2 protein-coding genes are annotated in these 26,336 nt (G+C 48.2%); both read right to left on the reverse strand.

Annotation, left to right across the window (positions count from 1 at the left end; all coding sequences use genetic code 11):
- Positions 1-29: 29 nt before the first annotated feature.
- Positions 30-13,430 (reverse strand): SDR family NAD(P)-dependent oxidoreductase, encoded by a 13,401-nt coding sequence (locus tag NSS66_RS09865; protein ID WP_340958855.1) that lies wholly within the window; start codon positions 13,428-13,430, stop codon positions 30-32.
- 50 nt (positions 13,431-13,480) lie between these two features.
- A partial coding sequence (locus tag NSS66_RS09870) for an SDR family NAD(P)-dependent oxidoreductase (protein ID WP_340958857.1) occupies positions 13,481-26,336 on the reverse strand: 12,856 nt, incomplete at its 5' end.

Consider the following 26,336-nt stretch of genomic DNA (forward strand, 5'->3'; position numbering starts at 1 on the left):
TCTATTGCCTCCCAGCACGTAGAAACTTCTCATTTACGTATACATATATTGAGGATTTCACTGGCAGCCTCATCAACAGACAGGGTATCGTTCATCATTTCATCCAAGAGTCTGCCGCACAATATATCATCAAAGTCTACATCGCTCTCACCTTGCGAAAATAATACATAGGCTTTTACTTGATCCTTGCTTTCAGAAGTCCAGTAATGCTCTTTAGCAAAAGGGTAGGTAGGCAGGCTGATACGGTGAGGCATCTTCCCTGTGTAAAGTTTTTTCCAATTCAAATTTATCCCTTTGGCCCACAGCTCCAAAAGCTTGGTATATTTCTTTTTGGAAATCCAAAGATCGATCATTTGTTGCAAGTCTTCGTCCCCCGAAAAAATAGACAACGATTCTCTGTTACGTTTAGCCTGTCCTCTATACAGGTTGAGCATGTTATGGCGTCCATCCACAAAACTCTTTAATTTTTCCTCAAGCTCTGCGGTAGATTCCACAAGTATGGCTAAACGCTCCTCCATCGCTTCGCGCCCCACCTGAAGCGTGTAAGCAATATCCGATAGGCTTGCGGAGAATAGCTGCTCCTGAAGAGCATTCAGCAGCTGCCGTCCCTTTTCCTTAAGCTGCTCCTCGCTCTTGGCTGACAACACGATCATGACAGGTCCCTGAGAAGCGGATTCTGCTCCAGACTGTTCCTGATACTCGGGAATATACTCTTCAATCACGATATGGGCGTTTGCCCCGCCTGCACCAAAAGACGATATTCCAGCCCGTCTTGGATATTCTTTTGTGATTCCATCGGTTGTAATTACCGGTCTCTTCCATTCCTCCAGGCTTTGCTGAACGATAAATGGAGTATTGTTGAAATTAATTTCAGGGTTCAACTTCCTTGAATGTAAGGATGGTACTAGCTGGCTGTGCTTTAGCTGCAACAATATTTTAGTCACTCCTGCAATGCCTGCTGCACTCTCACAATGGCCTATATTGGATTTGACCGCCCCTATGGCGCAGAACTGCTTATCCTTTGTGAATTTTTCGAAAGCCCTTGACAGTCCTGCAATTTCAATAGGATCTCCCAGAGCTGTACCGGTTCCGTGGGCTTCAATATAACTAACTGTCCTTGCATCGACATCCGCACGCTGGAGCGCTTCTTCAATCAACCAGGATTGAGCTTGAGGGCTAGGTACTGTATAACCGCTGGTTTTACCTGAAGCATTAAGCATGCTCCCTTTGATTACTCCATAAATATGGTCGCCATCTGCAATGGCCTTCTCCAACGGCTTCAACACGATCGCGCCGACACCTTCTCCGTCGACGAATCCATCTGCCTGATCTCCGAATGGCTTACATTCACCCGTTTTAGAAAGCATCGTCATAGCCGACAGCTTGATATAGTGGATAGGGTCTACAATCAAGTTGACTCCCCCGGCAATGGCACACTCGCTTGTACCGCTATACAGGCTTTCCAAAGCCAAATGGATCGCCGTCAATGAGGAAGAGCAAGCGGTATCTAAGGACATACTCGGACCTTGGAAATCCAAATGATAGGAAACCCGGTTTGAGATGGAATTATATTGAGGTCCCAAACCGTAATTTCCGTTCATAACGCCTGCAAATACACCGACTCTTCTACTCTCACAAAGATTGGCAGGGGTATACCCAGCATCCTCTATGCTTGCATATGCTGCTTCCAGGAACAGTCTTTCCTGCGGATCCATTGTTTCGGCTTCTGCGGGAGAAATCTTAAAGAATAGCGGATCGAATAAATCAATGCCTTCGATAAAACCGCCCGATTTCGTATAGATTGTGCCCCTTTTCCCTTTTTCTTGGTCAAAGTAGGTCTTCCAATCCCAACGGTCTTTCGGAATTTCAGTTATGCAATTTTTACCTTCTCTTAGATTGTTCCAATATTCCTCTATATTACTAGCTCCCGGATAGCGTCCTGACATCCCAACAATCGCAACATCCCTGATATTGGAGGATCGTGTCGTTGGCTTTTCCTTTGTGCTGTCAGAAGGCTTAAGGAAACGCCCTCCCCGGTCAAACTTCATTGGGACAGTAGCGAGTAATTGCAAAGCAGGGACCTCTTCAACTCTGGAAGTCTCTTCGGTCAACTCCTGTTCCTTTATCCCTACCAGCTTCTTCAACGAGTCCTTTTGCGTTTGAAGAAGGTATGCTACTAGATCATCTATGGTGTTGTACTCAAAAAACAGCGTGCTGGCAAAATCCTCAATGACTTCACGCAAAACATTTGTGATTTGCACAACCAATATCGAGTCGATTCCATACTCTTCCAGGGCAACCGTTGAGTCGATACTTCCCGGTTCCATTTTTAGCGTCTCACCAAGCAAATGTTTAAAATACGCCGTACTTTTTTCACGCAGCACATGTTCTACCTCTGCTTGTGCTACCTCTATTTTGGGTTGAGTTCGTTGTTTCATTGATACCGTTTCTACGGTTCTTTTCTCTATCAATATTGATCTTCGTTTGTGCTGTCGCTTTTGCCGAACCAAGCCATCGCTTTGGGCTGCAACAATCTGCTGGCCCCAATCATGCGCCTCTTGCGCCGGGAAGAACGCTGCATGGAAACCTTCTTTGTCCAGTACGGTTTCCCATATTTGAGGGTGAAGCCCTGGACATCCAGGAATACGCCATTCCGGATCCTCATACGCCCACCAACCATCTAGCAATCCGAAGGTAAGGTGGGTAAACACGCTACTACCTGTGATTTCATTGAGCAGGAGCAAGCCGTTGCTTTTCAAAACCGCTTTAGCATTACGTAACGCCTGGCGGATGTCTTTTGCGGTATGAAGTACATTAGCGGCAATGACAATATCATATTTACCCGTCTCAACACCTTGCCCAGCAATAGGTTCTTCAACATTAAAAATCTGGTAGCTGAGATACGGATTATGCGGCCCATACTCTTTTTCCGCGTGCATCAAAAAGGCTTTGGAAATATCGGTATAGCAATATTCCTGAATGTGTTTGCGGTATGGGCGCAATTTCAGGAATAGCGTGGCACTGGTCCCTCCGGTGCCCGCGCCGATTTCCAGAATTCTGATTTCCGCAGCGGCGTCGGCCATAATCCTCTCCTGGATATAAGCGGCAGTAGTATCGGCAAGTACTTCATTAAAGTAGTCCACCACCAGATTGTTCTTATAAATTCCTTCCACTAGTTCCATTGAGGAATTGGGAAAGATGACTTCAGTCGCAGGCGATTTTCCGGTAAGCACTTCCGGTAAAGCCCGTAGCGTTGTCTCAACCAAATTAACCCTTGCTCTCATCTGCGGATATTGTAGCCATGTACGCTTGCGCTCTTCCCATTCCTGCCAGACATCATCTCGATCCGTCAAGCTGGAGTTTCTACCTGATAGGTCGTTATCCATCTGTGCCAAAATCTCCATGCTCTCTTTCAGCCATTTGCCATATAGCTCAGGTAGTCCGAGTTTATTTTTGAACTCGTCGACAGACTGACGATCTGTCCCTGATAACCCCATGGACAAGAGCTGCTCCCGCAACAACCTGCTTAGGAGATGTTCCATCTCCCTTTCCTGGAGGTCGCCCATATCGTCTGCAGCATAGTTTTCGATAAAATGGCTTCTTGATTGTATTGCTGTAGCAATATTTTCCTGAATATCCCTGAGATTCGGATCCGAATTAGGCGGGTAGAGATCAATCTCTTCCGTCGGATTAGTCCCTTCCATCTCCAGATGTCTTGTTGTTTTCATAAGCCCCATTTGGTCTATCGGTGAGGCAAGAAGCGTCTCAAGCGCCTCCATCCCCTCCTGCGGGTCAATGAGCCCAACACCTATTTGCGCCAGTCTGGAGTAATTTTCTACCTCCTGCCCTCCATTTTGAGAGGCATTGTTTTCGCCGCTCCCCCAGTATCCCCAGTTCATGACCTTCACTGGACAACGCCATTCCTGCGAAAGACGATGCGCAAACGCGTCTTTAAAGGTACTTCCGGCAGCATAGCTACTTTGTCCCGGATTCTTTACATAGGTAATCATGGAAGAGAAGAACAATACGAAATCCAACGGCTCATTTTGGAAGACCTGAGCCATGCGTACACTTACATCAACCTTTGCTGAAAGCCCTGACCGGAGCTCTTCCTCCGTCAAATCTTCCAAGCCCTTCTCCAAAAATGAAATGGCTGAGTGGACCACTCCGTTTATGTTGGAGTACCGCTGTTTTATTTCCTCATATGCCCGCTGCAGCTCCCTTTCGTCTGCTACATCCGCCGTGATATAGCATGGAACAGGTCCCAGGCCTTCAAATCCGTCCAGTTTGGCCTGGATAGAGGCATCCTTTTGCCTTCTGCCTAGCCACACCATCTGGGCCTGGTAGGTACAGGCCATATACTTGCTCCAAGCCTCTCCGATAGTGCCGGCACCCCCGATGACCACATAGACGCCTCCGGTTTTGTATAGCGTCTGTCCTTTTAAACCTGAAGTCTGTTTGAATGGGACCAAGTGCTGCCGGTACCACTGCCCATTTCTGTAAACCCACATCCTTCCTTGTCGGTCCGAAGGCAGCGTAAACATATCGGATAGCGGCCAGTCATCATCGGATTGCAGGTCAAGGATACGGATTTTCCAGTTCGGATATTCTTTGGCCATGGTGCCTACCAGCCCATGAAGACTTGCGTGAGTCGGGTTGACTGTATCGTTCTGATCCATCGGCTGAGCTTGATTGGTTATCGTTGTCCAGCCTAGCTTTTTCGTCCCGTATCCCAATAAAAGCATCGCTTTGACCATTCTAAAGAAGAGAAGGACTCCCTGCTCCTGTTCCTTGATCAAGGACTCGGCAGTCACCGATTCGACGGAAACACAGGGTGCAATCCACAGGATATGGTCAACGGCTCCATATTCTTCTACCTTTGAGGCAACTGTTTCAATGGAATCGTGCGCTTGAAGCTCCAAGAAATGCGCCCTAGGATAATACTCCCGGATGGCCTGTCTGTCTTTGTCAGTACCACCTGCAATGACCAATCGGTCTGTCGGTGACGGGGAAACGACATCTTTTTTTACAGCAGCAGGGTCCCATTTCGGGATGAGCATTACGGATCCTACAAGCGGGTCGGCGGCACTTTCTCCTGCCGCTGCGCCTTGTGCATTTTCAATGCCGACTTCTCCTTCCAGCGCCCGGGTGGATAATCCTGTTATTCTGACGCAAATAGTTCCTTCCTCATCACACAAGTCAATATTAAGCTTCTGTACCTTGTCTTCTTTCTTGCTGCCCTCGCTGTATTGAATCAACGACCACATGTTCGGGGTGCATGCCCCATAAATCTCAATCTCTTGGAGGGCAAACGGCATATGAGGCGTAGCTGGTACAGCGCTACCCGGCAACCCTCCGTTTTCTTGGCCCATAATTAGCCCGATGGATGCATGCAAGGCCGAATCCAGCAAGCTGGGGTGAAGAACCAAGCTGTCCGCCATATTAGAAATGAAGGAAGGCAATGCCAGCTTGGCTAGTACCCTGCCCGGATGTGTATATACCTTCTCCACACATCTGTATGCCGGGCCATAATCCATTCCCATTTCCTCGAAGATTTCATAACATTGCGATCCGTTAAACCTGTGTTGACCAAAATCTGCCTGTAACGCCTTAAGGTTTAGTGTCGGTTTTTGCTCTACGCAAACCTGCACCGCATCACCTTGGCTATGCACGGTATGCCCTCTTTCGCTTCCTACTTGCCCGCTATACACTTCAAAGCTGATTTTTCCGGTGTCTTCCAGAGAGAGCCTGGTGTGTACAGGAACTGGCTGGTTGTCCACCACAATGGGCCGAATCCAGTTTACATTTTTCAAACGGATTCCTGTTGTGCTGTTGTCCATATCTCCTGTGGAACGTTCTACAGCCGCCCGTACCATCTCAAGATAGGCTACGCCAGGCAGAACCTTTTGACCTTTCACAACATGATCCTTGAGGAAAAATTCCTCGCCTGTAAACGTTGAACTGAACCGCTGTTCCAGAAAGTCTGAAGTGTTCTGATGCAGTAAAGGTGTCAAAAAGGATGATTGGGACGAAGCGGCTTCTGTTATTGCGGCGCTCTTTTCCTCATGTACGGGTATCCAATAGCTTTCTCTGGCAAAAGGATAGGTTGGCAGACTCATCCTGCGAGGCTTCACATCCTCATAAAGCTTGTTCCAATCCAAAATCAGTCCCGTAACCCAAAGTTCAGCGAGCTTTCCATACTTCCCTTTGTCCACCCATGCATCAATCATTTTAGCCATATCTTCATCGACTTCCTGAGTGACAAGCCCTCCTCTATTACGCTTTACCTGTCCTCTATACAGTTCTTCTACGCCTTCCTTTTTTTGTAGGAAGCCTTCCAATTTCCAGTCAAGCTCTTGGATGGATTTTGCAATGATCGCCAGACGTTCGTCCATCGCTTCTCGCCCGATTTGCAGCGTGTAGGCGATATCTGAGAGACTTGTATGCGGGTCATTCAGCTCTCTGAGTGCAGACAGCAATCTTTGCACCTGCTCGTCCAGTCTTTCCTTATTTTTGGCCGACAACACGACTATGACAGGATTCAGGGATACAGGCGCAGCTTGCTGCTGACTAGCTTCTTCTGGAATATATTCTTCGATAACCACATGAGCGTTAGAGCCCCCAGCACCAAAGGCCGATACTCCTGCTGCCCTTGGGTATTCTCTGGTTTCACCGTTGATGGCAACTACAGGCCTTTTCCACTCTTCTAATTCTTGCTGAACTTTAAAGGGACTATCGCTGAAGTCGATATTGGGATTTAAGGTACTTGCATGTAGCGAAGGCACGATTTGTTTATATTTCAACTGCATAAGCACCTTTGTCACCGCGGCGATACCAGCAGCACTCTCACAATGCCCGATATTAGACTTCGCCGACCCGATTGAACAGAACTGCTTATCGCCGGTATATTTCCGGAAGGCCTTCTGTAAGCCTGCAATTTCAATCGGGTCTCCCAGTGGAGTTCCTGTTCCATGGGCTTCTATATAGCTGATGGTTCTGGGGTTGATTCCTGCCTCCTTAATTGCCTGACCAATCACACGGGCCTGTGCATTGGGGTTAGGTACGGTATAGCCGTTGGTTTTCCCCCCGTGGTTCACTGCAGTTCCTTTGATAACTCCATATATCCGGTCTCCGTCTGCTATGGCCTTGGCTAATGGCTTGAGCAGCAAAGCCCCGACTCCTTCTCCCGGTACATATCCGTCTCCCTGTCCGAAGCTTTCACATCTCCCATTGCTTGATGCAAAACTTCCCTGTCCCAACAATAGGTATTTGTTAGGATGGATGGAGACGTTGACCCCTCCTGCTACTGCCAGTTCGCATTCTCCATGCTGTAGTCCATGACAGGCCATATGAATTGATGTCAGTGACGAGGAGCACATGGTATCTACAGCGATACTTGGCCCTTGAAAATTACAAAAATACGATACCCGGTTGGCAACCGCCGAGGCATTACCGAGAAGTCCAATCATCCTTCCCTTGGCTTGTTCCTGGGCTCCATAGAGTTGATACTCATGGTACATCACTCCGACGTAAACCCCGACATTGCCTTCTATGCCGCCAAGCTCCCGCTCTGCACAAAGGGTTTCTCTCGTATAACCTGCATCCTCTATCGTTTCATAAACGCATTCCAGGAATAAGCGCTCCTGCGGGTCCATCGTTTCCGCTTCCCTTGGCGAAATATTGAAAAACAACGGGTCAAACCAGTCCACTCCATCGATGAACCCTCCCCACTTGCTGTAGGTTTTTCCGGGCTTGCCTCTGTTTTCATTAAAGTACAGACTGTGATCCCAGCGTTCTTTAGGAATCTCTGTAATGCAATCCTTTCCATCCCTTAGGTTGTCCCAGAACTCTCGGATACCCAATGCTCCCGGATATCTCCCCGACACGCCGATAATTGCAATGTCTAATGCCTTCTTCTCCTGATGTGGTTGTATACCTGTCGGGAAAAGCCATGGACGCCTACGATTAGCCGATATCGAGGCTAAAGGCTCTATAGTTGCTTTTATAGGTACTTTCGGGCCTGCATCAGGAGCCGTATTCTTCTCTGTCGCTTCTACAGCATCAATCAGCCGACCGCGATACGATTCAAGGAAATAACCCGTCAATGACCGGAGATTCTGGTGTTCAAAAAATAATGTTTTCGGTAGTGAGCCGAAAGTCTTTTCCAATTCATTGGTAAGCTGCATAACCAGTATCGAGTCAATCCCATACCTGTCCATTGGTGCATTGACATCTATACTTTCAGCGGGCAGCTTGATCACGGTTGAAAGTACCGTTTTCAAATAACCCTCCGCTTTTTCCCTTAGCCATTCTTCTCCGATAAGCGATGCTCCCCCGCTTTCCATTACAGATCGGCCTGAGACATCAGTTTCCGAGAGCTGGCCTAGAATTGCCGCTTTAATCCTTTGGGGATACCCTTCGATCACCATAACCTGACTTCTGCCGGAAGACAGGCTTTGATACAAAGCTTTGATTCCATTCTCCGTTTGCATGGCAATCATGCCCAGGCCTTGCATCGCCCTTTCCGTTTCCAGGTCGACATGCATGCCTCCATCCTTCCACAGAGGCCAGTTTATCGACAGCGTTTGCCCCTGGCGCTGCTTTACTGTCACCAAAGCATTTCGATAGGAGGCATACGCATCCATAAAGCCATTAGCAGCGGAGTAGTCAACCTGCCCTACATTGCCAAGGCTTCCTGCGCCAGAAGAAAATAAGATAAAGAAGTCCAGAGGCAGGTCTCTGCTGGCCTGGTCCAGATTCATCACCCCTGAGACCTTCGGAATCAGCACTTCTCTAACCTCTTCTTTAGTCTTCTTGATGATGAAGTTGTCCCGAATCACTCCGGCTGTGTGCAAAATACCGTTAAGGCCGCCAAATTGCTCGACGATGCCATGAATTAGCCCGGTAACCGATTCGTTGTGGCCCACATCTGCCTGTTGATACTCTATATGACCGCCCAGCGCTCTCAGTTCGCTTAACAGAGCCTTTTGGTCCGCAGAAAGTGATGACCGACCCACCAATACGACGGTGGAGTTTTTCACATTGCGCACAATGTCTCTGGCAAAAATAAGCCCCAGGCCGCCTAATCCACCAGTAATGAGATAGATCCCACCATCTCTCCACGGCAGGTCTGCATCTTCACGTAAGGCTTCAATTTCTTGCCACATTAAAGCCTGTCGTTTGTCCCCTTGGTACCGTATCCGTTCGTTATGCCGGCCACTCCGGTTCCCTTGTAGTTTCTCAATGATTCCTTCGACATTATCCTCTACATCAAGCTCAAGCAACTGACCCATGACATTCGGATTTTCTTTTTGAGCGGTTTTCAGCATTGCAAAGAGCCCTGAATAAACCTGTTGGTCCTTCCGAGCGCGGTTTGCAAGCTGTATCAAAACTTTCTGTTTGGGGATGTCTAGCAGGATGCTTTGCAATTCTTCAAATATCTGAATGGTATAATCTTCAAACCGACTGTCCATATCCATGCTGGAGGACTGTAAAACAAGGCAGCGAGTACCATCCATGTGGGCTTCAATATCCTCCCCGGAGATACCATCCACTTCACACAGGATCACAACATGCTGGATATCTTCGTTAGCGTTCACCCCTGTGGTGACAGGTGTCTCCTGCCAGACAGGCTCAAGCATCAGTGTACCCATATCCTCAGTGATGCTGGCTTGCCCCACATCTCCTTCCAAAGCTCTGGATAAAAGTCCTTTGAGCTGCACGCAAATCTTTCCGGTCTCATCGCACAGATCAATATCCACCTTGCTTAATCCATTCGACGTCTCTTCACTCCCATCGTGAGAGATCCGGGCCCACATCACTGGAGTGCATTTTTCGGAAATCTTCAGTTCCTCCAAAGCAAAGGGTAACGCTGGCTTGCCTACAGGCAAATTTTCTTCCGAACCCATTACCAAGCCGATTGTGGCCTGCAAAGTTGAATCCATCAAAGCTGGATGCAGTACAAATTCAGTTTGAGTATGGAGTACAGAGGATGGTAGGGACAGCTTGGCCAGCACGTAATCCTTTTCTCGAAAGATTGCCTCAATGCCACGGTGTGCGGGTCCATAGTCTATCCCCATGGCTTTGAAAGCTTCATAGCATTGGCTTGAAGAAAGTGGTGTGCGGGTACAGTCTGCCCGTAAGACATTCAGGTCCAGATACTGTAGCTCGCCAGCCCTCTCCAGCACAGCCATTCCCTGACTGTGTATAATGCCCTCAGCGTCGGTTCCTTCCATCCCGCTGCATACTTCAAACGCAATCTCTCCATTGTCCTGGGGATATAGACTGATGAGTACCCTGACCGGTCCGTCTGCTACAACCACAGGCCGAGCCCATACGATATTTTTCAGCTGAATATGGGTCCCGCCTTCTACTACGGCCCCCACTGCCTCTTCTACAGCTGCTCGCACCATTTCGAGGTAAGCCACCCCGGGTAATGTTTGTTGACCCTTGATTCTGTGGTCTGACAGGAAAAATTCCCGGCCTGTAAAAGTAGAGCTATAACGTTGTCCGGAGAGATCGGAAATATTCTGATGCAATAAAGGATGAATTTGGGCAGTCATAGCCAGATTTACACTGCCTTGTCCAGTGTCTGTTTCGGATAACCAATAGCGTGCCCTTTCAAAAGGATAGGTCGGCAGACTGATTCGTCTGGGCTTGATATCTCCATAAAGTGCGTTCCATTCAATGCTTGCGCCATTGGCCCACAATTTGGCTACCTTATCAAGTCTTTTCTTCTCAGTCCAGGCCCGAACCAGGGTTCCGGTGTCTTCGTCCGAATCCAAGAGTTCGATTCCGCCACCTGGATAGTTCACACGGCCGATCAGCACTTTTTCCGACGAGTTTCCGTTAATAAAATGTTCAAGTTCATCTATCAGATTTTCTCTTGAATCCGTCAAAAACGCGAGACGCCAGTCCATGGCCTCTCTTCCCACTTGCAAGGTATAGGCCAGGTCCGTGAGATTAACGCTTTCGTGCAACTTAACAAAATTCATCATATCTGCTGCATAGGTTTTCAAGGATTGTTCACTTTTAGCGGACAGCACAAATAGTCCCGGGTTGTCTTTACCCACTGGGGGTAGATTCACCGCAGAGACTACAGGAACATATTCTTCAATAACCATATGAGCGTTAGTGCCGCTAAATCCGAAAGAACTTACGCCCGCACGCCGGGGTACTCCCGGTTCGGGCTCCCAGCTTTGCAGGCTGGTGTTAATATAGAACGGACTATCCTCCAGAGAAATATGCTCATTTAAGGATTCGAAATGAATGGTAGGCGGCAATTGGTGGTGCTTCATGGCCAGCAGCACTTTCATCACACTGGCCACTCCGGCCGCAGTCATCATATGACCCATATTGCTTTTCAGTGACCCCAATGCGCAATAGCCCTTCTTGCTTGTATAGGATCGGAATGATTCCGTAAGTCCCTCCACCTCGATAGGATCACCCAGCTTTGTTCCTGTTCCGTGGGCCTCTATCATGGAGATGGTTTCGGGATGAATGTTAAACCGTCGATATACGTCTTTTTCCAGCGAGATTTGTGAATTTACACTTGGGGCAGTTATTCCGTTGGTTTTTCCATCCTGGTTCATTCCCCATCCCCGAATAACTCCATATATGGAGTCCTTGTCTCTGACTGCATCAGAGAGCCGTTTTAATAAAATGACCCCAACTCCTTCTCCGGGGACAAACCCGTTTGCACGGGCATCAAAGGTAAAGCACCGTCCATCCTTGGACAGCATTCCTGCCTTGCTAGTCATAACATGCATCCCCGGACCAGCCATAATCATGACTCCGCCTGCCAAAGCAAGGTCACTTGTTTCTAAAAGGAGACTGTTGCAGGCTTCAGCAATAGCCACCAGAGAGGAAGAGCATGCGGTATCAATAGCCAAAGAAGGACCTTTCAAATTTAGCAGATACGAAATCCGAGCGGATAGAATTGAAGGCGACCCTCCCATAAGAACCTGCGCATTTAGCCCCTGCCCACTCATGGACCTCCCATAATCACTGGCTGCACAACCTACAAAAACACCGCAACGGCTCTCCGACAGTGAGGCTGGATTTAATCCAGCATCTTCAATGCATTTCCAGCTGCTTTCAAGAAATAGGCGCTGTTGAGGATCCATCATCTCTGCTTCTGCAGGGGATATATTAAAGAACAACGGGTCAAATTTATCTACATCCTCTAAAACACCCATCCATTTGCTATAGGTTTTTCCCTGAGCCTTGGGATCGGTATCGTAATATTCATCGATTGACCATCGCGTTGAAGGGATTTCCGATATACAATCCCTGCCCTGAGCCAGATTGTCCCAAAATTCAGCCAAAGTCCCTGATTCCGGGAATTGCCCTGCCATACCAATAATTGCGATAGACTCCTTATGTTCCTGACCGCGCGGCATATCTAGCATAGCTTTTTTAGAATCAGCATGCTTGACCGTTTTGTGGGAATCATTGCTATTCGGCAGCTGTCCATAGGCGAATTGAATCCGTTCTTTAACTTCTTGCTGATTCACAAACGTTTTATCCTGCATTTTTATTTCTTTTTCAATAGTAGCCGCCAGCTTTTCTCTTATCGATTGGGCCATATGGTTTTTCAGCTCAATTAATGACTCCCTGGGAGACTCAGACAGTTTTCTTGCCAGCTGCATGGCGTGCGGCACCACTTCATTCCTCGGTACAACCGGAAAAGGAACCCCTTTGGTTTCCAGTTCCGAACCACTATATCTAGTACCTGTAAATAGAATTTCCTGTGCCATACTAACCCCGAATTTCTCAGGGAAAATCAGGGTCGAACCCGCTCCGGGAGTAAAGCCGTACTTCATAAAGTTAGTAGTATAGATGCTTTCCCGACTCATCACGATAAAATCGCAAAACATCCCCATGCACCAGCCAGCACCAATCCCATGTCCCTGCATAGCAGCGATGACGGGCAGCTTGCAATCCAAAGCAATCTTGTAAACATTGGTATCGCTATATTTCGCCTTTCCCTCATGGATAGCCAGCAACCCCTCTTGGGTGCCTCCTGTGGCAAAGTAGGTGTCATATCCCGTCAGAATCACAACTTTATAATTCTCGTTAGCCTGCACTGTCTCAAACGCCTGATTCAGGCCAATAATCAGTTCATCGGAAAATGTATTTTTGTGCACCGTGTCCTTCATTTTCAACAAGACAATCCCGTGCTCAAATTCCTGCAATTCAACCACAGACTGTACCTTCATTTGGGAGGCGCTTATCTCCTGCCCATCCTCCGACGTGTGGAAGCTGTCCAATGGTTGCAACGTGAAAGCCCATCCTTCTGATAATTCCTGTGGACTGGCTTCCAATGATTCATCCGGGAGCTCGCCAATAAATTGAAGCAATTGTTTTTCAGCATCTTCATAATTGATTTCCCCTGCTTGCACCGCACGAAAAATATCTTTTGAATCCATAAACATGTCCTCCTAGCTGTATGAAATAGGACAAATATCGTGTTGGCTGTCTACGAGTGTAATTGGTTGAATAACTGGTCGGCCTGTTCAAAATCTAACTCACCCTGCAGTACTTTCTGTAACAAGACTTGCATGGGCTGCTTAGGCTTCGGCTCTGTAGGAGCCTGATTTGTATCTCCCGCCGACTTGTTCAATTCCTTTGCCAAAAATTTGGAGAATTCTTTAATGTTAGGATAGTCGTACACTCTGGTTGCCGGAATAGCTGTTCCAAAGCGTTTATTCACAGCCTGCACCCACTCTACACCTATAATGGAGTCCAGTCCCATATCAATAAATTGATCATCCCGGCCAATATCCATTTCATTCATACTCAAGGATTTCGCAAGACTTTCTACCAGTTCCTTCTCCAATGTTTCTATCCGTACAGCCGTTGGCGCATATGTCGACCGCTTTGCCTCATCCCTGGCAACAATGGGCGGCGGCGAAGAAGGCTTGGCCTCAGGTTGCGGCGGGGCAGGCTTGGATTCTGCCAGCACAGCTGACTTTTCTGGCTTATCTGCTACCATCTGGATGTTGGAAACGGAGCTTAGCAAAATGCCCTGCGGTTTTTCAGGTACTTTCGCCAAAGTCTGTCTCTGCACATTATCGTTGCTATGGTTAACTGCAGGAGGGCTGGAAACGAACTCTTGTACCGACACATCGACTACAGGAGTTTCCGCCTCGACGTCCCGGGATTCGCCCCCACGCGCGAAGATCCAATAGCTCTCCTTGGCAAATGGATAAGTTGGCAGACTAATCCGACGAGGGCTGGTATTCTCATAAAGTCTAGTCCAATCGAAGAGTAGCCCCTTCACCCAAAGCTCCGCCAGCTTTGTATACTTCCCCTTGCTTATCCAACTATCCACCATTTTTGCCATGTCTTCGTCTGCCTCAAGAACAGCTAGGATGTCTTTATTCTTCTTTGCCTGACCCAAATACAGCCCGTCAATATCCTCATTCCCCGCTAAAAAACTCTCCAGCTTTTCTGTAAGCTCACGGGTAGACTTAACTATGACTGCTAACCGTTCTTCCATGGCTTCCCGTCCCACCTGCAGAGTAAATGCTATATCCTCCAGGCTGGTTTGCGAGTATTCCGGCTCTTTGAGTTCAGCAAGCAGTCTTTGCACCTGTTCATCCAGTCGATCTTTATTCCTCGCCGACAGCACGATCATTGCCGGATTTTGCAGTGGAATGGTAACTTGTCTAGTCTCCTGCTCCTCAGGGATATATTCCTCAATGAGCACATGTGCGTTGGAGCCTCCGGCGCCAAATGAGGAAATACCTGCGATTCTTGGGTATTCAACTGTCTTCCCATTCATTGTGACGACGGGTCTTTTCCACTCTCCCAGCTCCTGCTGAACTATAAAAGGACTATCGCTAAAATCGATATTCGGGTTTAGTGTTTTTGAATGCAATGAAGGCACGATTTGTCCGTATTTGAGCTGAAGGAGCACCTTTGTAACTCCGACGATCCCTGCCGCGCTCTCACAATGCCCAATATTTGATTTTGCCGATCCGATTGCGCAAAATTGCTTATCCTCCGTATATTCCTGGAAAACTTTTTGCAATCCGGCGATTTCAATGGGGTCACCTAAGGATGTCCCGGTGCCATGCGCTTCGATGTAACTAATGGTTCTGGGGTTAATTCCTGCTTTTTTAAAGGCCCTTCCAATTACACTGGCCTGCGCATTGGGATTAGGAACTGAGAATCCGTTTGTCTTCCCTCCATGATTCACCGAGGTCCCCTTTACGACCCCATATATATGGTCGCCATCTGCAATAGCTTTGGACAGTGGTTTGAGCAGTACGGCTCCTACGCCTTCTCCCGGCACATATCCATCTCCGCCTTGTCCAAAGCTTTCGCACCGTCCTTTACTCGATACAAACCTGCCTTGCCCAAGCATCAGGTATTTGTTCGGATGAATGGATACATTCACGCCGCCAGCAATGGCAAGCTCACACTCGCCTTGTTGCAAGCTTTGGCAGGCCAGATGAATGGTCGTCAATGAAGAAGAGCACATGGTGTCCACAGCCATGCTCGGACCGTGGAAGTTACAGAAATAAGATACCCGGTTTGCGATGGAAGCTGGATTGCCAGGAACGGAAATCATTCTGCCCCTAGCTTGTTCCTGTGCCCCATAAAGCTGGTATTCTTCATACATGACCCCGACAAAAACACCCACATTCCTATCCTGCCCAAGGCCCCGCTCCAGTCCAAGCGCTTCCCGGGTATAGCCTGCATCCTCTATCGTTTCGTAGACGCATTTCAGGAATAGACGCTCCTGAGGATCGATTATCTGTGCTTCTCTAGGAGAGATATTGAAAAACATGGGGTCAAACTGATCCACACCCTTGATAAAGCCTCCCCACTTGCTGTAAGCTTTTCCGGACTGGTTCTGGTCCTCGTCAAAGTGCATGCTGTGATCCCAGCGATCTTTGGGAATTTCCGTAATGCAATCCTTCCCATCGCGCAGATTGTTCCAGAATTCCCGTATGTTTTCTGCATCGGGATACATGCCCGACAAACCGATAATGGCAATTTCCTCTGATTCGCCTGCTCTTTTCGGTTGCGGTTGGAAACTTGCCTGAACTGGCATGAAACGCGATTGCTTCCGACTATCAGAAAGTGACCTTCCCGGGTCGTTTTCCATCGTAGAAGGCTTGAATTCTTTCGCAGGGTTGACCTCTGTCTCGATTCCAAGCAATTTAATCAGCTGCTTCTGGTGGACTTTAAGGAAATATTGGGTCAATTCCCGGATATTCTGGTATTCAAAAAATAAAGTTTTGGGCAGTGTTCCAAACGTTTTCTCCAACTCACGGGTTAGCTGTTTAATCATAATGGAATCAATGCCATACTTCTCCATAGGGGCATCGGTTTCAATCTGCCTTGCCGGCAGCCTGATGGATGTAGCGAGTAATTGCTTTAAATAATTTGCCGCTTTTTCGGCAAGCAGGTCTTGTCCGATGACCGAACCCATCTCGCTTTCCCTTATCATAGAGGAGGCATCTCCAGCCTGATTCAGGGACGGTTGCTGCAGGAGCATTTCTCTTAGCTGACTGGCATGCCCTTCCAACACCATGACTTGATTCTTTTCGGAAGCCAGGCTCTGATACAAAGCCCGAATTCCTGCACCAGTCTCCATTGCAAATATCCCCATCCCTTCCATGATCTTTTCTGTTTCCCCATCAATACGCATTCCGCCTTCTTTCCAGAGTGGCCAATTGACTGAAATCGTCCGTCCCTGGCGTTGTTCTCGCTCTACCAGCGTATTACGGTACTTGGCATAGGCGTCCATAAAGGCATTGGCAGCAGCATAGTCAGCCTGCCCTATATTCCCGAGGCTCCCTGCAACGGATGAAAAAAGGATGAAGAAGTCCAGCGCGATTTCCTTGCAAGCCTGATCCAGATTCACCAATCCCGTAACCTTTGGTGCCAAAACGTTTTGCAATTCCTCCCGTGTTTTTTTAATAATGAAATTATCGCTAACCATTCCTGCGCTGTGCACAATTCCGTCCAGCTTCCCAAACTCTTCCTGAATATCCCGAATCAAAACTTCAACGGCCCTTTTATCGGCTACATCGGCTTGTCGGAATACTACTCTTGCACCTAAAGCCTCTATCTCCTCAATCCTTGCTTTGGTGTCACCACGAAGCGGGGAGCGTCCAACAAGAATTAGAGTAGTATCTCTGGCCTGTCGTGTAATTTCTTCGGCAAAAATTAAACCAAGACTTCCGGTTCCGCCAGTAATCAAATATACTCCCCTGTCCTTCCACGGAATGCTGATCGCTTCCAGAGAATCTTTAATTTCCGTCCATACAGCAACATGTCGTCTACCCGATTGATAGCGGATATGTGGTTCTATATAGCTGCGACTGTTTTCTTGCAGGATATTTATCAGACCTGCTGGATCCTGCTCCACATCCATTTCTATCAGCTGGCCAACCAGTACTGGATTCTCCAGCCATGCTGTTTTTAAGAGTCCGGAAAGCCCCGAGAATACCTGTTGGTGATCCTGCACCGGAACGACAAGCTGAACCAATGTTTTGCCTTTGGATTCCGTTTTAAGAATATGTTGAATTGCCTCAAACACCTGTGTCGCATAAGTCCTAAACCGTGCATCAATGCTCTTCTCTTCGGATTGGAGAATGAGGCACTGCACCCCGTTCATTTGCGATTCAATAATTTCCCCGGAAATATATCCCGGTTCACATAGAATTACCAGATGCTGTTGATAGTCAGGTGCTGTTCCTTCCAGAGCAATCGCTTGTTCTTCCCACACAGGCTCAAGCATCAAAGTCTCAGGTGCAGTCCATTCCTCTGGTGCCCCTGTTCCTCCTTCAGCAACTCGTGATAAAAATCCCTTCATCCTCACACAAACATTCCCCTGCTCGTCACACAAATCGATATCTAACTTTTGCAGCGGGCCATCCTGCCTGTTGTCTTCACTATTACGAATCCAGGCCCACATCTCTGATGTGCATCTGTTAAATACCTCTAACTCTTCCAATGCAAATGGTAAAGCTGGCTTAATGGAAGCTTTTCGATCACCTGCACTCATAATCAAGCCTATCGTCGCCTGAAGAGCGGAGTCCATCAAACTGGGGTGCATCACATAATGCTCCATCGTATGGTAAACGGAAGAAGGCAAGGACAACTTGGCAAGCGCTTGACCCACTCCGACATATATTTTCTCAATTCCCTGATGTCCCGGCCCATAGGAAATCTGCATCGCCGCAAACGCCTCATAGCACTGACGGGATGAAACGGAGCCCAGACTGCACTGCTCCAGCAAGGTTTTAATATCTATAGCAGGGACCTCTGCCACCAGAACAATTACTGCCCTGCCTTCACTATGCACCACCAGCTCGGGCTCCGTTGCTCCAGACTTGCTGTAAATTTCATAGGCGATCTCCCCGCCATCTTGCGGATAGAGCCCGATACTGACATCAACCGACTCCTCCCCAACCACAACTGGACGGATCCAATCCACATCTTTTAACCGGATGGACGTCCACTTGTCTTCTGGAGATCCTGCGACCTGCTCTACTGCCGCCCGCGCCATTTCAAGGTAGGCCACTCCAGGCAAGAGCTTCTGCCCCCTTATCACATGGTCAGACAGGAAAAATTCCTTCCCCGTAAAAATGGAGCTGAACTGCAGTCCATAAATATCGGACGTATTACGCTGAAGTAAGGGATGAATGCCGACTGCTGTCTCCCGTTCCAACACAACACCGCTTGCTCCCGTCCGTTTATTGATATCGGTTATACAATATCGTTCTTTGGCAAAGGGATAGGTTGGCAGACTGATACGGTTTGGTTTAGCCTCTCCGTACAACAGGGCCCAGTCAATTGCGACTCCTTTTACCCAAAGGTCTGCGATTTTTCCATAGCTGCCTTCGCTAACCAAAACATCAATCGTCGTGCCTGCACCCTCTCCGTCTTCACGAGCTCTATTTTCTTCTTTATGGCGTTTGGCGTGTCCCACGTGTAAGCCGTGGATACCATCCCGGCCTTCCACAAATCCTTTCAATTTCTCTTCAAGCTCCCGGAGAGAGCCTACAACGAAAGCCAAACGTTCTTCCATTGCTTCGCGCCCCACCTGAAGGGTATACGCTATATCTACCAGACTGCTGTCTGTGAACGGATGCTCCCCGATTGCAGCTAGTAATAGCTGCGCCTGCTCTAGCAGTTGTCCTTCACTCTTGGCTGACAGCACCACAATAGCCGATTTGGGGGTGGTAAGGGTAATAGAATTCTGCTCCTGCTTTCCAAGAATGTATTCTTCGATTATCAAATGGGCATTGGCACCCCCGAATCCAAAGGAGCTAACACCCGCTCTTCGAGGAATATTTTTCCCTTGAGTATCCCGCTGTGGCTTCCACTCCCGCGCCTCCTGAACGATATAGAACGGACTACCTTCAAGTTTTATATAGGGATTAATTGCCTCGCAATGAAGGCTTTTGACCAGCTTTTTATGCTTTAACTGAAGCAGTACTTTTATGACACCCGCGATTCCAGAAGCCAGTTCCAGATGTCCGATATTGGTCTTCACCGAGCCCAATCCGCAATGGGATTCTGTGATCCCGGGTCCCTCTGTATTCTCATAAAGCTCTTTGAAAGCTGCTTTCAGTCCGTTAATTTCAATCGGATCGCCCAGCTCGGTGCCTGTCCCGTGGGCCTCAATGTAAGAGACAGTCCTTGGATCGATTCCGGCCTTTGTATATGCATTTACCAACACATCCGCCTGAGCCCTCGGATTAGGAGCTGTCAGGGAATTGGCCCGGCCTCCGTGATTGACGGCAGTACCCCGAATTACACCATAAATATGGTCTCCGTCCTTCTCTGCATCCTTCAGCTTTTTCAGGAAAAGCATGCCGGCCCCTTCACCACGCACGTAGCCATTGGCCTTATCGGAGAAGGTTTTGCACCGACCGTCCTCACACAGCATTCCTGCTTTGTTGAAGCTGATATGGAGTTCAGGCGTGATAATCACATTGACACCGCCTGCAATCGCCATCTCGCAGCTTCCATCCTCTATGGCTCTAACGGCTCGGTGAATGGCCACCAGCGAACTGGAGCAAGCCGTTTCGATAGGCTCACTCGGACCATGAATATTAAGGAAATAGCTCATTCTATTGGGCCCAACAGACGGTGCCATACCGCTGGAGGAATACGCCTCGACACCCACATTTCCCTGATAGATCATACCGCTGTAGCCGCTGTTCGCGGTACCTACAAAGATTCCTGTGCGGGTTCCCGACAGACTCCCTGCCTGAATGCCTGCATCTTCAATCGCCTTCCAGATATAGGTCATCAACAGCCGTTGCTGCGGGTCCATGAGTGCGGCTTCCCGTGGTGAAATTCCAAAGAATAGCGGGTCAAACTCATAGATCCCGTCAATAAACCCGCCCCACTTGATGTTTGTTTTATTGGCCTCCTGCTCAGGGTCACCGTAATACGTCTTCCAATCCCACCGATCTTCAGGGATTTCAGTGATACAGTCCCTGCCTTCCTCAAGATTTTTCCAAAACTCATCCACATCCCGAGCCATGGGAAATACACCGCTCATTCCCACGATGGCAATAGGTTCAGGAACAGCCTGAGTCTGTTGCGGCATGGACAACACATTCCCGCCTGCAAACCGGAAACGCTGCCGTCTAACGTGGGTACTGTCTTCCCTATCATCCTCCACGGCCTGGACAGCAGGCTCAATCCGGGCATGCACGGCAAACTGCTCGCCAAGCACGGCATCATATTCGTCCACCAAATACCTGGTGAAGTCATGAATCGTTGTGTATTCAAAAAATATGTCCGGCGTCAGCTCAAGTCGGTATAAGTGATTGATGTTGTTGGTAAATTGTGTGAGCAGGATGGAATCGAAGCCATACTCACTCAGTTCTACATGTTCATCAATATCTTCAAGTTTGACTTTCAGCAATTTTGACACGGCCTGTATCATAGCGGCCTGTACCTTGTCCAGCAGATCCGGTACGGCATTGCTTTTAGGGGAAGCTTCTGAAATTCCTGTCACCTTTTCAGGCTGCCTAATCTCTGGAGTCGTGATTAAACCCATGCTTTTCTTCATTTTTGCGAGATTGCCTTCCATCACCATAACCTGATCACCGCCCGCGATCATGCCACGATACAAGGCCTGAACGCCGGAAGAGGTTGACATGCCGCTCATGCCTGTACGCTGCCTTACCAGCTTCTCCGTTTCCTCATCAATACGCATCCCACCCTCTTTCCATAGCGGCCAATTGATGGATAGCGTTTGACCCTGGCGCTGCTTAGATGCTATCAGAGTGTTCCGGTATCTGGCATAAGCATCCATAAATGCATTAGCTGCAGAATAGTCTGCCTGTCCCTGATTACCTAATCCTCCGGCTACAGATGAAAATAGAACAAAGAAGTCAAGTGGCAGGTTCTTGCTTGCCTGATCCAGATTCACTGTCCCTATTACTTTGGGAGCGAGAACCTCCAGCATTTCCTCGCTATTTTTTTGGAGTATGCGGTTGTCACGAATGACTCCTGCACTGTGAATGATGCCATTGATGTTTCCAAATTCCTCCTGAATTTCCTGGATTAAATCGGTCACCGCCTGCTCCAGAGTCACATCGACCTGTCTGTATATTATTCGTGCCCCTAATGCCTCCATTTTCTTTATCTCAGCCCGTTTGCCCTCATCCAGCGCGGAACGCCCCGTTAAAATCAAGACAGCTTTATGGACTTTATCCGTAATCTCTTTGGCAAAAATGAGTCCCAATCCACCGGCACCGCCGGTAATCAGGTACACTCCGCCATCCTTCCACGGGTTACCCGCCGCTTCCTGAGAGATGTGAACTTCGTTCCAGCAGGAAACCCACCGTGTGCCTTTCTCGTACCGGATCTGGATATCCCCGAGGCTACGGCTGTTTTCTTTTAAAATGTCTATGATTGCTCCCCAGTCCTCATCCTGTCCCAATTCTATTAACTGACCTACCAGTTTTGCATGCTCAAGCCGGGCCGTTTTTAAAAGACCGGAAAGTCCCGAGAAAAGCTGCTGCTCCTCCTGTCCGCTTATGGCAATCTGGATCAGCACCTTGCCATTGGGTTTTTCCCTGAAAATGCTTTGAATCTCTTCAACCACCTGGACGGCGTAATGCTGGAACTGTTCCGCGATTCCGTTTCGGTCGGGTTGCAGTACAATGCATTGCACGTCGTCCATCCGAGCTTCAACTTGTTCACGGGAAATCTCGGACGGCTGGCAGAGTAACACGACATGGCGATCATATACAGGCATTTCAGCCCCTAGAGCAATCCCTTGCTCTTTCCATACGGGTTCAAGCATCAAGTTACTGGAATTAGACTGAACATCCGAGGAAATCGAGTCCCTATTCAAAATTCTTGATGAATATCCTTTTATCCTGACACAGATGGCTCCGGTTTCGTCGCTCAGGTCAATATCCAGCTTCTGTGCCTTTTCCTCAGCTAGACCGTCTGCATTGTAGCGAATCAACGCCCACATGATGGAGCTGCAATTTTTTATAATTTCAACTTCTTGAATGGCGTAAGGCAGAGAAGGTTTGATCACGCCAGACCCCAGCGTCAAGCCTACGGTTGCCTGCAAGGCCGAATCTATCATACTTGGATGCAGGACAAATTGGCTTTGGTTGTCAGAAACGGAAGACGGCAAGCATAACTTAGCCAGCACTTGACCCTCTCCCGCATACACCATCTCAATTCCTTGATGTCCAGGGCCATAATCAATTCCCATATCCCTGAAAACTCCATACAATTGTGTGGGGTCGAAATTCCGACTGCATACATTCTGCAAGTCTTTAATATTCAGTGTTGGGATCTCCACAGCCGATCTTCGTGTGGCACTGCCGTAGCTATATATCACAATCCCTGCATCAGCTTCTTCGCTCTCCCCATATATTTCATAGGAAATCTCTTGATGATCATCCAGGAAAAGTCCGATGTGTAGCTGTAGTGGCCCATCCTCTACGATAATAGGTCGTGCCCAAACCACGTTTTTAAGGCAGATTCCGGTTGGCCCGCCCTCATCATATCCTGTTGCCTGATCCACGGCCGCCCGGACCATTTCAAGGCAAGCAGCCCCAGATAGAACCTTGCGTCCATTCACCACATGATCCTTCAGGAAAAACTCCTGGCCTGTAAAAGTCGAACTGAACCGCTGCTCCGAGAAATCGGAGGTGTTTCGATGCAGTAAAGGATGGAGCGAAGCAGCAGTGACAGAAGTCATGCCTTTGCCTGCCTTGCTGTCAAGCTCAGGCGCCCAGCAGCGTTCTCTCGCAAAAGGATAGGTCGGCAGACTGATCCGGTAAGGTTTGATGTCCCCATACAGCTTGTTCCAGTCAATAGTTAGCCCCTTTACCCACAACTCCGCTATTTTTTTCAGTTTTCTCTTCTTGATCCAGGTTTCAAGCAACGATTTGGCATCTTCATCCGCCTCAAACATCACAATCCCGTCTTTGCTCTTTTTCACCTGCGCCGTTAGGACGCCAGCAAGCAGATCATGATTCGCAAATCCTTCGAGCGCTTTTAGCAATGCCTCTTTTGAATCTGCCACAAAAGCCAGCCGGTAATCCATCGGCTCGCGGCTCACTTGCAGCGTATACCCCATATCCGAGAGGTTAAGATTTTCCCGGGATGCAATAAAGCTCCTCATTCTTTCGACATACGTTTTTAGTTGCTTTTCACCTTTAGCAGACAAAACGAAGAGAACGGGATTATGGATATCGGCGGCTGCTGGTGATGTCGCAGATGTTCCAGTCCCGGGACGATATTCTTCAATAATAAGATGGGCGTTCGTACCGCTAAATCCGAAAGAGCTCACAGCGGCGCGCCTTTTGTTCCCGCGGGAAGGTTCCCAGGCGTTCAATTCTGTATTGACATAAAAAGGAGAATTATCAAAATCAAAATGCTCATTCGGGTTCTTGAAATTCAGTGTCGGTACTAGTTTTCTATGCTTCATGCATAGCAACACCTTTTGCACGCTTGCTATGCCCGCTGCTGCAGAAGTATGCCCGATATTGCTTTTTACCGAACCTATGGCACAGTAGTTCTTCTGATCGGTTTTCTCTTTAAAGGCGGTTGATAAAGCTTCCAATTCAATAGGGTCGCCCAGCTTGGTTCCTGTCCCATGCATTTCAACATAGCTAATGCTTTCAGGCTCAATCTGATATTTGTTGTATATTTCCCGCTCCAGCTCAATTTGGCTGTTTGTGCTTGGAGCGGTAATCCCGTTGGTTTTTCCATCTTGATTGATTCCGGACCCAATAATAACTCCGTATATATGATCCCGATCAGCTTCAGCATCCTTCAGCCGCTTCAGAACCAGCGCCCCTACTCCTTCCCCTGGAACAAAGCCGTTGGCGCTATTGTCAAACGTTTTACACCGGCCATCTGGCGACAACATTCCGGATGCAGACATGCCTACATACGATTCAGGAGTCAGATATAGCGACACCCCGCCAACCAACGCCATTTCTATCTCTCCGTTAGATAACGCCTGGCAGGCCAGATGGGTTGCCACCAGCGATGAGGAGCATGCCGTATCTACGGATATGGCCGGACCTTTCAGATTGAGGAAATAAGAGATACGAGCCGCTGCAATAGCGTTACTGTTCCCAGTAGTATTGGTGAACTGCGCTTGATGCTTGTACCGCAGCATACTATATTCATTATTTAAAATTCCAAGGTAAACCCCGCATTTTTTATTTCCCAACTGTGAGCCACTATAGCCTGCATCCTCAATTGCCTTATATGCTTCCTGCATAAAAATGCGCTGCTGGGGATCCATCCCTTCCGCCTCGGTAGGAGAAATATTGAAAAATAACGGATCAAAATATTCCATATCCTCTAAAACACCCAGCCACTTGCAATTGATTTTCCCCTCTTGCGCTGGACGAGGATCGTAATATTGGCTTACATCCCAACGGTCCTTCGGGATTTCAATAATGGAATTTTTGCCTAGAGCAAGATTATCCCAATATTGCTGCACATCTTCCGCACCAGGATATCTTCCCGAAATCCCGACAATTGCAATTACTTCTTTATTTTCCGAAGGCATAGGCGATGAATCTTCTGCTACCTTTACCAGGTGGAATGGCTCGGAATCCTCCTTAGACGATAGCCTTGGGGAACATTGCAGCGTGTCAGGTCCCTTCGAATGGACTTTCGCAATAGGCTTATCCGTGTCCGGGACTGTGCTCAAGGACTGTTGATTGGAGCTTCCTCCACGCTTATTGATTTCTTGTGCCAAATATGCAGCGAATTGGCGAATGGTCGGATAGTCGTAGACCTTGGTCCCTGCTATAGATGTACCATATCGTTTATTAATGTTTCGAACCCACTCTACGCCTATAATGGAATCTAGTCCGGTATCTATAAAGTTTTTATCCGCCTCAATCTCGCTCCGTTCCATATACAAAGCTTCAGCCAGGCTTACCGTCAGTTCTTCCTGTAACAGCTCTGCAGAGGCGATGCACTCAGCCATGCTGGCCTGCGCCTGCTTTTCAAACGAAATCGGCATCAAATTCACCTGAATGGAAGCCTCTGCCGATTTCTCCGGCTCTAATGCAACGGATGACAGTGAATACTCTGCTGGAGAATGATCCGAAATAGACTGGGCAGAGAATGGCGCAATTGATTTGCTCAACAATTCCATCTCTACAAATTTGCTAAAATCCCGGATGGTTGGATAATCATAGACTTTTGTCGCTGTTATGGCTGTATTGTAATGCTTATTAATGCTACGAACCCACTCTACGCCAATAATGGAATCCAATCCAAGATCAACAAAGTTTCTATCCGAATCGATATCGCTCCGATCTATATATAAAGCCTGCGCCAGGCTTGTTGTCAGCTCCTCCTGCAATATTTCCGCCGATATTGCAGGAGGAATAGACGACAGCGCTTCCGTCTTCTTCTCATCCTCAAATGTGTGCGATGTCTCCTCCAGTGAAGTTAACATGATCGTTGTCCCCTCCTGGTTGGCAGACTTGCTTAGGTGCGGCTGACGGTCCAACAAATTCGGTAAGGATATGGCGCTTGGTTTTTCAGAACTATTCAAAAAACCGGGTAAAATTAGGGCTGTTGGCTGCATCGCATGAGTCTGGACGGGAATTGCCTTTTCCTGAGCTTCCGTAACAGCTCTTTCTACAGAAGAGACTCTTTCTACAAATGGGCTCATAATATCCGTGATCCAGTACCGCTCCCTCGCAAAAGGATAGGCCGGCAGGCTGATTCGTCGCGGCTTGGCATCCCCATAAAGCATGTTCCAATCCATCGACAGTCCCTTGACCCAGAGATCAACAACCTTCGAATATTTCCTTTTCCCTATCCAGGCAGCGATCGTTTTG

This window comes from Paenibacillus sp. FSL R10-2748 (genome assembly GCF_038005565.1).
Taxonomy (GTDB): Bacteria; Bacillota; Bacilli; order Paenibacillales; family Paenibacillaceae; genus Paenibacillus; species Paenibacillus polymyxa_B.

What these genes read in the sequence shown, in the direction of transcription:
- NSS66_RS09865 (WP_340958855.1), bottom strand. Translation starts at nt 13,430, where the DNA reads ATGGATTCAAAAGATATTTTTCGTGCGGTGCAAGCAGGGGAAATCAAT.